The organism is Shewanella sp. 4t3-1-2LB, from assembly GCF_017368415.1.
In the GTDB taxonomy this organism is placed as follows: domain Bacteria; phylum Pseudomonadota; class Gammaproteobacteria; order Enterobacterales; family Shewanellaceae; genus Shewanella; species Shewanella fodinae.
The window spans coordinates 35,113-47,982 of record NZ_JAFNJD010000024.1; the positions used below are offsets into that span (position 1 = coordinate 35,113).

General features: G+C 50.1%; 11 protein-coding genes. 8 read left to right on the forward strand and 3 right to left on the reverse strand.

Translation table 11 applies throughout. The features are described from left to right. Positions 1-46: 46 nt before the first annotated feature. The 5 genes from J3L11_RS10310 to J3L11_RS10330 are packed head-to-tail and all read left to right on the forward strand — an operon-like array spanning position 47 to position 6,857. Entirely contained in the window at positions 47-1,576 is a 1,530-nt protein-coding gene (locus J3L11_RS10310) for an ABC transporter substrate-binding protein (RefSeq protein WP_207570930.1), read from the forward strand. Further along, positions 1,573-2,511 (forward strand): ABC transporter permease, encoded by a 939-nt coding sequence (locus J3L11_RS10315; protein ID WP_189616989.1) that lies wholly within the window; start codon positions 1,573-1,575, stop codon positions 2,509-2,511. The genes J3L11_RS10310 and J3L11_RS10315 overlap by 4 nt, the downstream gene beginning before the upstream one ends. Further along, positions 2,505-3,305: an ABC transporter permease gene (locus J3L11_RS10320; RefSeq protein ID WP_207570931.1), complete on the forward strand. Its 801-nt coding sequence runs from the start codon at positions 2,505-2,507 to the stop codon at positions 3,303-3,305. The genes J3L11_RS10315 and J3L11_RS10320 overlap by 7 nt, the downstream gene beginning before the upstream one ends. Then, positions 3,302-4,717 (forward strand): ATP-binding cassette domain-containing protein, encoded by a 1,416-nt coding sequence (locus J3L11_RS10325; RefSeq protein ID WP_207570932.1) that lies wholly within the window; start codon positions 3,302-3,304, stop codon positions 4,715-4,717. The genes J3L11_RS10320 and J3L11_RS10325 overlap by 4 nt, the downstream gene beginning before the upstream one ends. Beyond that, positions 4,695-6,857 carry a TonB-dependent siderophore receptor gene (locus J3L11_RS10330; RefSeq protein WP_207570950.1) on the forward strand — a complete coding sequence of 721 codons (2,163 nt, stop codon included), beginning with the start codon at positions 4,695-4,697 and terminating at the stop codon, positions 6,855-6,857. Before J3L11_RS10325 ends, J3L11_RS10330 begins: the two co-directional genes overlap by 23 nt. Here the strand turns inward: J3L11_RS10330 and J3L11_RS10335 are convergent. Further along, on the reverse strand, positions 6,854-7,078 hold the full coding sequence (locus J3L11_RS10335; protein WP_207570933.1) for a hypothetical protein: 225 nt from the start codon (positions 7,076-7,078) through the stop codon (positions 6,854-6,856). The two genes, J3L11_RS10330 and J3L11_RS10335, sit on opposite strands and share 4 nt — an antisense overlap. A gap of 221 nt (positions 7,079-7,299) precedes the next feature. Here J3L11_RS10335 and J3L11_RS10340 point away from each other — a divergent pair, with 221 nt between their 5' ends. After that, complete coding sequence (locus tag J3L11_RS10340) at positions 7,300-9,498, forward strand: TonB-dependent siderophore receptor (RefSeq protein WP_242695183.1); 2,199 nt, start codon at positions 7,300-7,302, stop codon at positions 9,496-9,498. 175 nt (positions 9,499-9,673) lie between these two features. Here the strand turns inward: J3L11_RS10340 and lepB are convergent, their stop codons facing one another. Beyond that, positions 9,674-10,324, reverse strand: coding sequence for a signal peptidase I (gene lepB / locus J3L11_RS10345; RefSeq protein ID WP_207570934.1), 651 nt, complete (start codon positions 10,322-10,324; stop codon positions 9,674-9,676). Positions 10,325-10,413: 89 nt separating this feature from the next. Continuing rightward, on the reverse strand, positions 10,414-10,926 hold the full coding sequence (locus tag J3L11_RS10350; protein WP_207570935.1) for a hypothetical protein: 513 nt from the start codon (positions 10,924-10,926) through the stop codon (positions 10,414-10,416). A 162-nt stretch (positions 10,927-11,088) separates the two neighbouring features. On the opposite strand from J3L11_RS10350, the gene J3L11_RS10355 reads away from it, so the two are divergent. Together J3L11_RS10355 and J3L11_RS10360 are read left to right on the forward strand one after the other, a co-directional pair. Next, on the forward strand, positions 11,089-11,658 hold the full coding sequence (locus tag J3L11_RS10355) for a LemA family protein (RefSeq protein ID WP_189616984.1): 570 nt from the start codon (positions 11,089-11,091) through the stop codon (positions 11,656-11,658). A gap of 146 nt (positions 11,659-11,804) precedes the next feature. After that, positions 11,805-12,821, forward strand: a complete 1,017-nt coding sequence (locus J3L11_RS10360; protein ID WP_207570936.1) for a hypothetical protein — start codon at positions 11,805-11,807, stop codon at positions 12,819-12,821. The last annotated feature ends 49 nt before the right edge of the window (positions 12,822-12,870 follow it).

Consider the following 12,870-nt stretch of genomic DNA (forward strand, 5'->3'; position numbering starts at 1 on the left):
TAGAGAAAAATAACACTCAGGTTTTCAAGCCATTTAACCTGAGACCATGGCTAAATTAATTAAACGTTTTATTACTCTTCTGCTGCTCTGCGTGATTTATGGCTGCAGCCAACCACCGCAAGCCGATCGCTTGACCATTAGCGGGCCATTCGAGCCAATCAGCCTCGATCTGGCCAGAGCCGGATATATTTTCAGTCGCTTACAAATTGTTGAAACCTTGGTGGATATAAACAATGACGGGCAGTTACAACCTGGACTCGCCACCTCGTGGGAAAGTCACCAAGATGCTACGGTTTGGCGTTTTCACCTCAGACCCGATGTAACGTTTCACGATGGCTCGATGATGGATGCCAACGCGGTGGTAAAAAGCTTACGCATCGCCCTCAGTAAACCCACCCCGTTTGATAAACAGCTCATTGCTGCGGTAACCGCCGTTGACGCTCATACCGTCGAGTTCCGCTTGCAATCCAGTTATCGCCCTTTTGCCGCCATACTCACAAACTACACGATGGCAATTCTGGCACCCGCGTCATTTGACCACAGCGACAAGATAGTCAACTTAGTGGGCTCTGGGCCCTACCAATTGACAGAATTTGACCCGCCACATATGGTCAGTGTTAGTCGCTTTGCTGACTATTATGGCGCTAAAGCCCACATTCCTTACGTTGACTACATCACCGGTCATCGGCCTGAAAGCCGGGCACTGATGGTCCAAGGTAGCAGTGCCGACATTGTGTACAATCTTGATCCCGCCAGTGTGCAATTGCTGCAAAATTCAGCAGAAGTACGGGTTAACTCAACAGCCATTCCGCGCACCATTATTATCAAACTCAATATCGCCGATCCGTTACTGTCGTCATTGGAAGTACGCCAGGCGTTGAGTCTGGCATTGGATCGCCAAGGCATCGCCGAAGGGATCATGCACCAACCCGGCGCCGAAGCTAATCAGATTTTTGGTCCGTCCATGGGCATTTGGCATGTGGCATCGTTGCCGGCACCGGCTGCAGATCTGAAGCAGGCCCAAGCACTGCTAGCCGCCGCAGGATGGCAACGCGACAGCAACGGCATGCTACAAAAACAGGGCAAACGCTTCACATTAAACATGGTGACTTATGCCAACCGGCCTGAACTGATTGTGATTGCCACCGCCATCCAAGCGCAGTGGGCCAAACTGGGCATAACACTTGACGTGCAGATGGAAAATGCCAGCGCCATCCCATTAGGGCACAACGATGGCTCATTACAGACGGCTCTGATGGCTCGCAATTTTGCCAATATTCCAGATCCCTTAACGGTCTTGCTCGCGGATTTTAGTACCCCCCAAGGCGGTGACTGGGGCGCGATGAACTGGAACGACCCGGCTTTTTTCCACTTATTACAGCAAACCACGCATGCCACGGGGGCTGATTATGAACGTGATGTGCAGCAACTGAGTACCCATCTGGCTGAGGCGTTGCCGTTAATTCCAGTACTCTACTACGTGCAACAATCTGCGGTTGCCAAACGCGTCAAAGGCTTCAGCTTTGACCCCTATGAACGTTCGTTTCGTATTGCCAACATGGAGTTACAACCATGAAAGGCATATTAATTAAACGACTCGTGCAACTGCTGATGATGGCCTGGAGTGTCGGCACTATCACTTTTATTCTCAGCCGGATGTTGCCAGGAGACATGGCCTACAGAATTGCCGCTGGCCGCTATGGCGACGACGCAGTGACCGCAGCAGCCGCCAGTGCCGTGCGCCAAGAGCTAGGGCTGAATGATCCAGTGTGGCTACAATATCTGCATTGGTTGGGAGAATTACTGCAGTGCAATTTAGGTAGCAGTCTGGTGAGTGGCAATCCGATCACGGCAGAACTGCAACACCAGTTAGGGTATACGCTGATACTCGCCGCAGCGGCCATATTGTTGTCGGCAGTGATTGCGCTGCCACTGGGGCTTATCTGTGGTTTTCAGGCCAATAAATGGATTGACCGTTGCGGCCTACTTATCTCAACCTTTCTGCGTTCACAGCCGGTATTTTGCTTAGGGCTCATCCTGATTTTACTGTTTTCCCTGCAGCTAAAATGGTTCCCGGTTGCCGGTTTTGATTCCCTGCCCCACCTGTTTTTACCAGCCTTGACGTTAGCACTTAGCTTGGCAGCACTTTCTAGCCGAGTGATAAGAAACAGCACGCTACGAGTAATCCGCAGCGATTACTATCTGTTTTCCAGAATCAAAGGGCTTAGCCGCCAGCAGACCTTTCGGCGTCACGGCATCCGTAATATTGCGTTGCCAGTAGTTGCCTTCATGGGGATCCAACTGGTGGGACTTATTGAAGGCGTCATCATGGTCGAAAGCCTGTTTGCTTGGCCGGGGATCGGTCACGGGCTTTCACATGCCGTGTTCTCTCGCGATATCCCGATGCTACAAGGCACGGCGCTAACCTGTGGCGTGCTGTTTGTCGTGATTAACACCTTGGTAGATGGTTGCTGCTATCTGCTGGATCCAAGGAGCAAGATGACATGCTGAAGAATCGTCTAAAGCAGATGAGCCCAGGGCAATGGACTGGTGCGGCCATCTTAATACTGTTACTGCTGAGTGCCTGGATGGCACCGTTATTCGGACATGGACAACCCAATCTACAACATCTTCAGCACAGCTTTGCGCCCGCGAGCGCCCAACTGCCGCTCGGTTCCGATCAATTCGGTCGCGATATGTTAGCTCGGCTGGCGGCCGCCGTAAGGTTGTCATTTGGCTTGAGTTTGTTGTGTGTCGCCTCGTCAGCATTCCTGGGGATTTCATTGGGTGTCATGGCGGCTTGGAGCAGCCAACGGATTGATGCTGTTATCAATTTTATCGCCAATACCGTCATGTCATTGCCCGGATTGGTGCTGGTGCTGTTAGTGGCAGGATTAGCCCCTGGGTCATTTACCATGCTGTATCTAGGGATTTCTTTAACGCTCTGGGTGGAATATTTCCGCGTGGTCCGTGCGACCGTCCAACCCCTTGTCAACGGGCCAGAATTGCAATCCTCAATGATGTTAGGTTTTGGTCGCTGGTATCAGTTTCGTCGCCATATCTGGCCGGCAATTTCCGGGAATGTGCTGACACTGGCCGCCTTCGGTGCCGCAACCTCCATTTTGATGATTGCGTCCACCGGTTTTGTTTATGCCGGACTTAAGCCACCTACAGCTGAGCTAGGGCTGATGATTGTCGAGCTATTCCCCTATTTTGCAGACGCCACTTGGGTGTTGTTACAACCGCTGTGCATCCTGCTGCTAATGGTGCTTGGCTTTAATCTGCTGGCGGGTCAAAAAGCATGAATGAACTGATATCCATTAAGAACCTGAGTATCCGCTCAGCCAGCGAAACGCTGGTAGATTCACTGTCACTGACACTAATACAAGGGGAACCACTGACCATTCTTGGCGAAACAGGATCAGGTAAGAGTCTGTTAGCGCAAGCGATTATGGGCATATTACCGGCGGGGCTGAGCTGCCAAGGCGACATTGCGCTTAACGGCCAATGTATGACAGCAAAGGAACGCCGACACTACTGGGGGCGCCAGCTGTCAATGCTGCCGCAGGAACCGTGGCAATCACTCGATCCGGTGATGCAAGGCCGCGAACAGGTTGCCGAAGTCTACCGGGAAGTACTGGCATATTCAGCGGCAGCAGCGCAAAAAGCCACACAAACTCAGCTGCAGCAGTTGGGATTAGCCGACATTCAACATAAATTGCCATCACAGTTATCCGGCGGCATGGCCCAGCGTTTAGCGTTTGCTGCCGCCACGGCTGCTGGCGCCCGCATGATTATTGCCGATGAACCCACCAAAGGGTTGGATACCGGTCAGCGCGACGGCATTGTGCAATTACTGAAATCGCAGACAGAGAATGGTGGTTTACTGACCATTACCCACGATGTCGCGGTTGCACAGCAGTTAGGTGGACGCATTATCGTCATGCGCCATGGCAAAGTTGTAGAACAAGGAAGTGCCAGTGCAGTGTTAACGACACCAACTGCCGCATACACCCAAGAACTGATTGCGGCGGCCCCTTGCTACTGGTCTGACGTTCTCCCTCAGCAGTGTCATCAGCCCTTGCTGACTATTCGCAATCTGGCCCAACAACGCAATGGCAAAACACTGTTTCGTCATCTGTCTTTCACCGTCCATCACGGCGAAATCATCGGCCTTTATGGTGATAGTGGCTGTGGCAAAAGTACGCTGGGCGACACGCTGCTGGGCTTGTTAGCCCCCAACTCGGGCAACATTGAGTGGCATGCCGATATTCCAAGGCACCAGAAGCTGAAACTGTACCAAGATCCCCCCAGCAGCTTCAGCCCCGCCGCATCGTTACAGACATTGTTGGCGGATGTGGTGCGCCGCCATGGACTACAGGCCGAACAGATCCCGCCATTATTGCAAGCGCTAGCGCTGTCGCCCAGCCTACTCACACGCAGCAGCCACGATGTTAGCGGTGGCGAGTTACAACGCATTGCGTTATTGAGAGCAATGCTGCTGTCACCAAAACTGTTAGTGGCCGACGAGCCAACTTCTAGGCTCGATCCCATTACTGCCAAACAAATAATTCAGTTGTTGGTCAAGGCCGCCCGCCAGCAACAGTGTGCATTGCTACTGATAAGTCACGATGAAACACAGCTCAAAAAAGTCTGCGACCAGATTATCTATCTTCAGGATTACGCCCGTGAAAATGTCATCAATCACTGCGACTAATACCCCTCGTTTATCTGGCACCATCAGCAGCGCGATACTGCTGTGTTGCCTGCCGGTCATCAGTCATGCGGACACAGCCGCCAATAGTGCTACGGCACAGACTGCCGCAGACAACAGCAATATTGAACGCATCAGTGTGGTCTCGCAGCGCATGCCTTTTCGGGGTGATGTGCCTCTGAATGCCCTGCCACAATCCGTGGCCGTGATCTCGGCGGACACTCTGGAAGACCAAGCAATAACCGATTTCCAAAACACCATTGATCTGGCGAGCAGCATTGTCCGCCAAAATACGCTGGGTGGCTTATGGGACAGTTTTGCTATACGCGGATTTGCTGGGGGCGAGAATCTGCCAGGCGCATATCTGATCAATGGTTATAGTGCCGGTCGCGGCTACAGTGGCAGACGCGATACGGTAAATATTCAGAGCATCGAAATTCTGAAAGGTCCAGGTTCGGCGCTCTATGGTCGCAGTGAACCGGGAGGCACTATCAACATCATCACCAAAAAGCCCCAATTTTCTCCCGCAGGTTACCTGCAGGTTTCCGCTGGCAGCTATGACCATTATCGGGCTGAGGCCGATTACACCAATGCCATCACCGACCAGTTGGCATTCAGGGTTAACGGGGCCTATGAAGATAATGGAAGTTTTCGCGATACCATCCATGCCAAGAAATGGTTCTTTTCCCCTTCGATTGATTATGTGATCAGCGACCACACCAAGCTGAGTTACGAACTGGAACTGCTGGATCAAAAGATCCCGTTTGATCGTGGCGTTGTAGTCCTGAATAACGACTTTAGTCAAGTCAATCGGAAAACCTTCTATGGCGAGCCCGCTGACGGCCCGATGCATGTGCAGGCAATCGGCCACCAGTTAAGTCTGACGCACGAACTGGCTGACAACTGGCAATTACTAACAGGTGTGGGGTACCGAGACTCTTCACTGGAAGGCTATTCCTCAGATACCGAATTGTCGGCCTCAAGACAACTGCTATACCAAGACGGCACCACACTTTCAAGACAACGGCGCTGGCGCGACTACGATGCCAAAGATCTGTCAGCCAGAGTTGAATTAAGTGGTACGTTTCAGGCAGGTGTTAAGCACCATGTGCTGATGGGAGCCGATGGCTACCATTATCAGTTAGACTCCTTCTTACGACGCTGGCGCGTGGCCCCTGGCGACGACACTTACAGTATCGACGTTCACCACCCCGTTTACGGACAGACGCCACCTGCAATGCCAATATCAAATGATGACCACGAAAAACAGCGCGCGTTTGGCGTTTATCTGCAAGACCAACTGGATTTGACGACGCAATGGAAAATGCTGTTGGGCATGCGCTTTGATCACTTCGAACAGCGCATTGCCAATAGTCTGAATGGCAGCGTGACCCACCAAAGCCAAAACACCACCAATCCCCGCGCAGGGCTGGTGTTTCAGGCTGACGATAACCTCAGTTTGTATGTCAGTTATGCCGAAGGCTTCAGCCCTAACTCCGGGACCGATGTTAACGGTATCCCGTTTGATCCGGAAAACAGTAAATCGTGGGAGACCGGGGTCAAATTCGCACTCCTTGACAACAATGTAACTGGCACCTTGGCGTTGTTCCGCGCTGAAAAATCTAACATTCTGGCGGCAGATCCCGTCAACACCGGATACACCGCCGCCTTAGGTAAAGCCCACAGCCGCGGCATAGAACTCGACCTCAATGCCTGGTTGTCAGACAGCACCCAATTAGCACTGGCTTATGCCTACACCGACGCAGAAACTGAAAACGATGTTATCAACCCTGACTGGGGCGTGAATATTCCGGCCGGGAGCCGTTTAGTGAATATTCCCAAACACAAACTGAACCTAACACTGACACAGGAATTTACCCTGTTTAGTCATAGTGCTAAAGCTGGCATCAACGCCACCTATGTGGATAAACGGTTAGGTGATAGTGTATCGCCAGACTATGAACTGCCGGAATACACCTTGGTGCGTATCTTTGCCACACAACACCTCGGGGCAAACTGGCAAGTGAATGCCTCAATCAACAACTTATTGGATAAGCACTACTTTGTCAGCTCTTACGCCGCGTTATGGACACAACCCGGCGAGCCAAGAACCGCCACAATTAGCGTTAAATATACCTTTTAAAACACCAAACTCACTGACAATAGCAAAGCCGCCGCATCATCAATCGGCGGCTTTTTATTTACCCCACAGCCGATATGAAAGCATTCATTCTTTTTCACCATCAGGCAAAACCTCAAGCCCTTAGCGCAAAACATATCTATCAGCTTTGAGGGCCGCGACAGATCTCGTGGCGCGTTGATCTGTCCACCATCACCCGACAGTGTTATTCGTCCGCTGGTCATGAATCATTACCGCCATAAGACCTAGCCAACGCCCTTGTGACACCTCAGATGCGATAACCTGGACAATGATCACAAATGATAATAATTATCATTAATATTTATTTAATATTGTGTATGATTTGCTCCTTGATAATCCAAGTGAATGAGTTGAATGCACATTTTGCTCTTTGATTGATTTGGATATGAACCCAGACGAAACAGGTAATGAAAGGAAAGTTCCGATGGATAAAACTTGTACTAAAACACCAGCTGCTATGAGTCCTCATTCTATTACATGCAAATGCCCCCATAAGCTTTCTCTTGTTTCGTTTGCCATTTCGCTATTGCTCAGCAGTAATCTGGCGGTTGGACAAGAGCCAGATAAGGAGCAACGGGAGGATAAAAAGAAAGATATTGAAGTGGTTCTGGTGGAAGGGAAATACATCGTTAATGATAAATTGGATACCGCTACCGGGTTAGGACTGACGCTACAGGAAACCCCACAGTCCGTTAGTATTATCACCGATCAGCAGATTATTGATTTAGGACTGGGTTCACTCACCGATGTTGTCAATAGTGCCGCTGGTGTTTCATCGCGAGCCTTTGACAGTTCCCGCAACTCCTTTTCCTCACGCGGTTTTGACATTGATAACTATCAAATTGATGGTATTCCGGTGAACTGGTCAGGTGGTTCAAGTGCAGGTGAAACCCAAACCGATACCGCACTTTATGAGCGTGTAGAAATTGTGCGTGGCGCCACCGGCTTGTTAACCGGTGCCGGGCAACCGTCGGCATCCATTAATCTAGTACGTAAACATGCCGATAGTGCAGTGTTTGATGGTTACGCATCAGTCAGTGCCAGCCGCTGGAATACCTATCACGCGGAAGTAGATTTAAGTAATGCACTGAATGAATCCGGCTCCATTCGCGGCCGTACCGTGATGGTCTATGAAGACGGCGATTCTTACGTGGACTACGCTGGTAATAAAAAATCGGTGCTTTATGGTGTGGTGGATGCGGATATAACCGAGCAGACACTGCTGAGTGTGGGGGCCAGTTATCAAGATAACGATCCCACCGCGTCACAATGGGGTGGACTGCCGATTTTCTTTAGTGATGGCAGTCGTACCGATTGGGATCGTTCTAAAACCGTGGGGGCCAACTGGACCTCATGGGCAACCAAGCATAAAACCTACTTTGTGAATCTTAAACATCAATTCAATGACCATTGGGCCGCCCGCTTCAATTACAATCGCACGCAAAGTAGCTCAGATATGAAGCTGCTGTACCTGTATGGCTTACCAGACCGTGAAACCGGCATGGGGATGGGAGCATCGCCTGCCCGCTATGATAATAAACGTGTGCAGGATGATTTTGGTGTCCGTTTAACCGGGCAGTACGCACTCTTGGGCCGCGAGCACGAGCTGGTGTTGGGTATCACCCACAGTAAGCAGGATTTTGACTACTACAATTACACTCACAGCGAAGCTGCCGATGTGGGCAATTTTTTCGAATGGGATGGTAGTTACGCGGAACCGAGTTGGGATAATCGTGCGCCTTTTCAAAAAGAATCGACCAAGCAAACCGGATATTATTTGGCGACTAGGCTATGGCTCACTGACGATTTCAAGGTCATTGCGGGTAGCCGTATCGCCGACTGGGAACGTGTTGACCATCTGACAGATGATAGTTACGGCAACAACGGAGTGGTGGTGCCTTATTTTGGTGCCCTCTACGATTTGACGGAAAACTATACACTGTACGCCAGTTACACCGAAATATTTCAGCCTCAGGACGCCAAGGATGCCAAAGGCAGTTATTTGGATCCGCTGACAGGCATTAACTACGAGGTCGGCGTTAAAAGTCAGTTTTTTGATGATGCCTTACATTTTACTGTCACGCTGTTTCGCACCGAGCAGGAAAATTACGCTGTCGAAGACACTGATTTTATCCCCACTGACGAACAACTCATTGCCTACCGAGCAGCGAAAGGGGTTACCAGCAAAGGCTTCGAGCTGGAGATGGTGGGCGATATCACCGACAACTGGAAAATCAGCGCCAATTACACCCAGTTCGACGCGTCTGAACAAAATGGCGATGGTGAATCCAATGCGGTAAACACCCGCTTCCCTAACAAACTATTCCGTCTATTTACAACCTATCACTGGCAAGGTTTAACTGTCGGTGGCGGTGTTAACTGGGAAGGTGAGAGCTATACCGATGTTACGAATGAAGGCACGGGAATGAACGAACGTGTAACTCAGGGTGCCTACGCGCTGGTAAATTTGATGGCACGCTATGACATCAATTCGAATCTATCAGCCCAGTTAAATATCGACAACCTGTTCGATAAAACCTATTACAGCCAGATTGGTTTCTACACCCAACTCGCCTACGCGGAGCCAAGGAATGTGACCTTGTCGCTTAAGTACAAGTTTTAACGGTTGATACCGCCTGAGACACCACGCCGCAGTGGCTGACACAGGCTCCCGACACAAGGTTTAAAGCTCAACGTTGGTGATGATAACGCCACTGAATCACCATCAACGTCTAAAAACATAGTGTTGGCGTGGCACCTGTGTAATTTATCAGGCATTGACTGAAACCACCAATGCCTCAAAGCGTATGCCAGAAGCGCTCTGGCCGTGGCAGATAGTAATTGTCGTAGTTCAGTGACATCACCACGCTACGGCTACGTCCAACAATCTCCTGTCGCGGAATAAAACCGATAACCCGGGAATCAGCGCTGTTATCGCGGTTATCACCGAGCGCTAGATAATAGCCAACTGGCACAGTCACCGCAGGGAAGCTAGACAGTGTAGAGCCATCATTGTGAATGCGGATCAGATGTTTAATGCCTGCCAAGTCTTCTTGCACATCAGTGGTGGTGTTATCGCCATTGAGCGCATGATAACTGAGTGCCTTACCGTTAAGGTACACACGGTTATGATCCATCGCGACTACATCCCCCGGAACAGCAACCACGCGCTTAACCAGCTTTTTATCTGCGGCCGCCGAGTCAAACACAATAATGTCACCACGCTGCGGGTCGGCCAGTTTTACCAGCGAGATATGGGTAAAGGGCAGGCGGATATCATAGGCAGCTTTGTCCACTAAGATTCTATCGCCCTCAACAATAGTGGGTTTCATTGACCCTGTGGGTACGGTATTCCAGTCGGCCACCGCACTGCGGAACACCGACATCAGTAAAATGAACAGTAGTAACGAGCGATTCTCGCGTAGCAATTTACCGACAAAATTGCGCATAGTGTAGTTCCTTCAGTCAATTGGCAGGCAGTACCATTAACGGTTGTTGAAGTGTCTGACCATTGGCTCGTAACTGGGTTCAATCTAACCTAAGATAAACTGTCTAGTGGTTGCCCCAAGCGGCAAGACAACTCGTGACACAACTGCTGGCGTTGGCGTTTAGACAAGCACAAGTAACCAAATTCCACCACGCTATCATCGCGGAGTTTAAGTTGAAATTTCCGAGGCCAGCATAAGCCGGGTTCGAGGCGATATGCTTGCAGTTCCGACCAGGCAATAAATTGCGGTTCACCATAGCGAATAATACAGATACCGGCATTATCCAGACGCACGCCAAACTCTATCAGCTTGCCATCACCGCGGTTAAACAGCATCAGCCAGAGCGTGATGACGCCAAACAGCACCAGCATGCTGGCTACTGGGAGCACCCATGTTAGCAACAAAAACAGCGGGTAATGCCAACACACGACAGTCACTGCCCCGAATAACATTAGCCAGAACTTTTCCAGCAGCCATGCACCGCGATAACAGATATTTTGCCAACGCGACTGCACCAGTAAGATTTCGGCTCCCGGCGTCTTTGACGGCACAGTAGTTAACATGGTATCGACTCCCTGATATTTTGTGCTGTAACGGCTTCTCTTGCTTAAACTATCGCTACAACAGAAGAGATTCAATATGTTAGTGAATACGGATTCAATAATTGACGTGCAATCTGTTACAGTAAGCCGCAGTTACGACATCCACATTTTTAAGGAAAGAAAATGAGTTCTCTGCTCGTGTTAGTCATTTTACTTGCGGCAGCAGTGCTGGCAGTTATCGTGATCCACAATAGTATTATTGGCCGTTATAACGCCACGCAGCGCGCTTGGAGCGATGTCATTGCGCAAGAGCGACAAAAGAACAAGATTCTGCCATCGCTGGAGCAAGTTGCGGCGCAGTACAGTGAATATGAAAAAAGCTTGCTGGAAAAAGTCACCGCACTGCGCAGTTCCTTGGCAGCGCTTTCCAGTGACACCATTGACACTAAAAGCTTGGCTAAAGCTGAAGGCCATATGAGCGAGGTCGTGAAGGGATTAAATATTGCTGTTGAGGCCTACCCGGAGTTAAAGGCCAATGAACTGTTTAGCAAACTGATGCATGAAATCACCGAGCAGCAAGAAAACATCGGCGCGGCAGTACGCATCTTTAACCGTAATGTGGAACTGTTCAACACCGGCATTGAGGTGTTTCCCAACAGCATGGTAAACAACATGTTTACGCACAAGCATCGGCTAGACACTTTCGATGACAGCGAAGCATCAGCTGGATTCGAATATAAGCCCAATTTTTGAGATTGTGATGATTTTCCCATCGTTATCCTGTGGCCAGCGCTGTGCTGGCCAGTGTTTCGCTTATCTGCAGGATCAGGCCATACGTCTGACTAATCACCACCATGACCACCTCTAATAACCAAAAAATCGATCAGCTACTACGGAGCATGAAGCAATCACTCGCTGGCGTTGATGATGAAACTAGCCTGTATGCCCTCTTGCAACCTGCACTCAATTTTCACGGGCCGATCCGCTACAACAACCGTTGGCCCTGGAGCATGACGCTTGGCGGACTGCTGCTCATGCTGCTACTATGGCTGCTGGACAGTGGTCAGCTCAATGCCTTGCCGCCTGACATGTTAAATGGCCTGTGGTGGCTCATTCGTCCGCTATATCAACTCCCCTTTGGCCCTTGGTCACCATTTGTACTGCTAACAGTTATCGGTATCTGGTTGTTGCTCTCCCGCTATCAACGGCTCAAAGGGCTGGTTGATGCCATCTGGCATAAAAATCTGTTGTTAGATAATCAATTACAAGAATTATCCTGTCAGCCAGAAACCAAAGCCCGTGAATTTGAGCGGCGTTTTTGTGAGTTCAATCGCGGCAACCATAAGCGCAGCATTGACTGGTTATGCCAAGGGCATTATCAGGGCGAACAGCATCAGTTTGACTATCAGCTGTTCGATTTTCATTACGTGGATAAACACACGACGACCACCACTGATAGCAAAGGCCGCAGTCACACCCGTACCACCTACAGCCATTACCACCGATATGGCGTCATAATGTCCTTTGGTTTTACCCGCGATCTCAACATCCTCGGTTACAGCAATAGTGGCCAACGTGGCATAAAATGGGAACCGGCATCGCTGGAGTTTCGAAAACAATTCAAAGTGTTAGCCGGGTCAGAAATGACAGCGGCCAAATTTTTCAAACCCGCCGTGGTCGAACAACTTCAGCAGTTAGGGCAAAAACTGCGTAAGCTCAATCTGGAGTTCAACTCGCAAGCCGAGTTGTGTCTAACGGTGGCCGACAGCGATTTTGCCAATGTCCCTTGCCCGCTAGGGCTAGAAGACGCGCAGGCATTTCTCAGCTTACTGCAACAACAAACCCGTCTGGTAAAACTGGATGCAGCCCTGCACACCATCCATCAGTTGCTGGTATATAACGACAACAACTTCTGAGCGTACTTTGCACAAAAAAGCACAGCTAATGCTGTGCTTCCAGCGTAAC

What these genes read in the sequence shown, in the direction of transcription:
- J3L11_RS10310 (WP_207570930.1), top strand. Translation starts at nt 47, where the DNA reads ATGGCTAAATTAATTAAACGTTTTATTACTCTTCTGCTGCTCTGCGTG.
- J3L11_RS10315 (WP_189616989.1), top strand. Translation starts at nt 1,573, where the DNA reads ATGAAAGGCATATTAATTAAACGACTCGTGCAACTGCTGATGATGGCC.
- J3L11_RS10320 (WP_207570931.1), top strand. Translation starts at nt 2,505, where the DNA reads ATGCTGAAGAATCGTCTAAAGCAGATGAGCCCAGGGCAATGGACTGGT.
- J3L11_RS10325 (WP_207570932.1), top strand. Translation starts at nt 3,302, where the DNA reads ATGAATGAACTGATATCCATTAAGAACCTGAGTATCCGCTCAGCCAGC.
- J3L11_RS10330 (WP_207570950.1), top strand. Translation starts at nt 4,695, where the DNA reads ATGTCATCAATCACTGCGACTAATACCCCTCGTTTATCTGGCACCATC.
- J3L11_RS10335 (WP_207570933.1), bottom strand. Translation starts at nt 7,078, where the DNA reads ATGACCAGCGGACGAATAACACTGTCGGGTGATGGTGGACAGATCAAC.
- J3L11_RS10340 (WP_242695183.1), top strand. Translation starts at nt 7,300, where the DNA reads ATGGATAAAACTTGTACTAAAACACCAGCTGCTATGAGTCCTCATTCT.
- lepB (WP_207570934.1), bottom strand. Translation starts at nt 10,324, where the DNA reads ATGCGCAATTTTGTCGGTAAATTGCTACGCGAGAATCGCTCGTTACTA.
- J3L11_RS10350 (WP_207570935.1), bottom strand. Translation starts at nt 10,926, where the DNA reads ATGTTAACTACTGTGCCGTCAAAGACGCCGGGAGCCGAAATCTTACTG.
- J3L11_RS10355 (WP_189616984.1), top strand. Translation starts at nt 11,089, where the DNA reads ATGAGTTCTCTGCTCGTGTTAGTCATTTTACTTGCGGCAGCAGTGCTG.
- J3L11_RS10360 (WP_207570936.1), top strand. Translation starts at nt 11,805, where the DNA reads ATGAAGCAATCACTCGCTGGCGTTGATGATGAAACTAGCCTGTATGCC.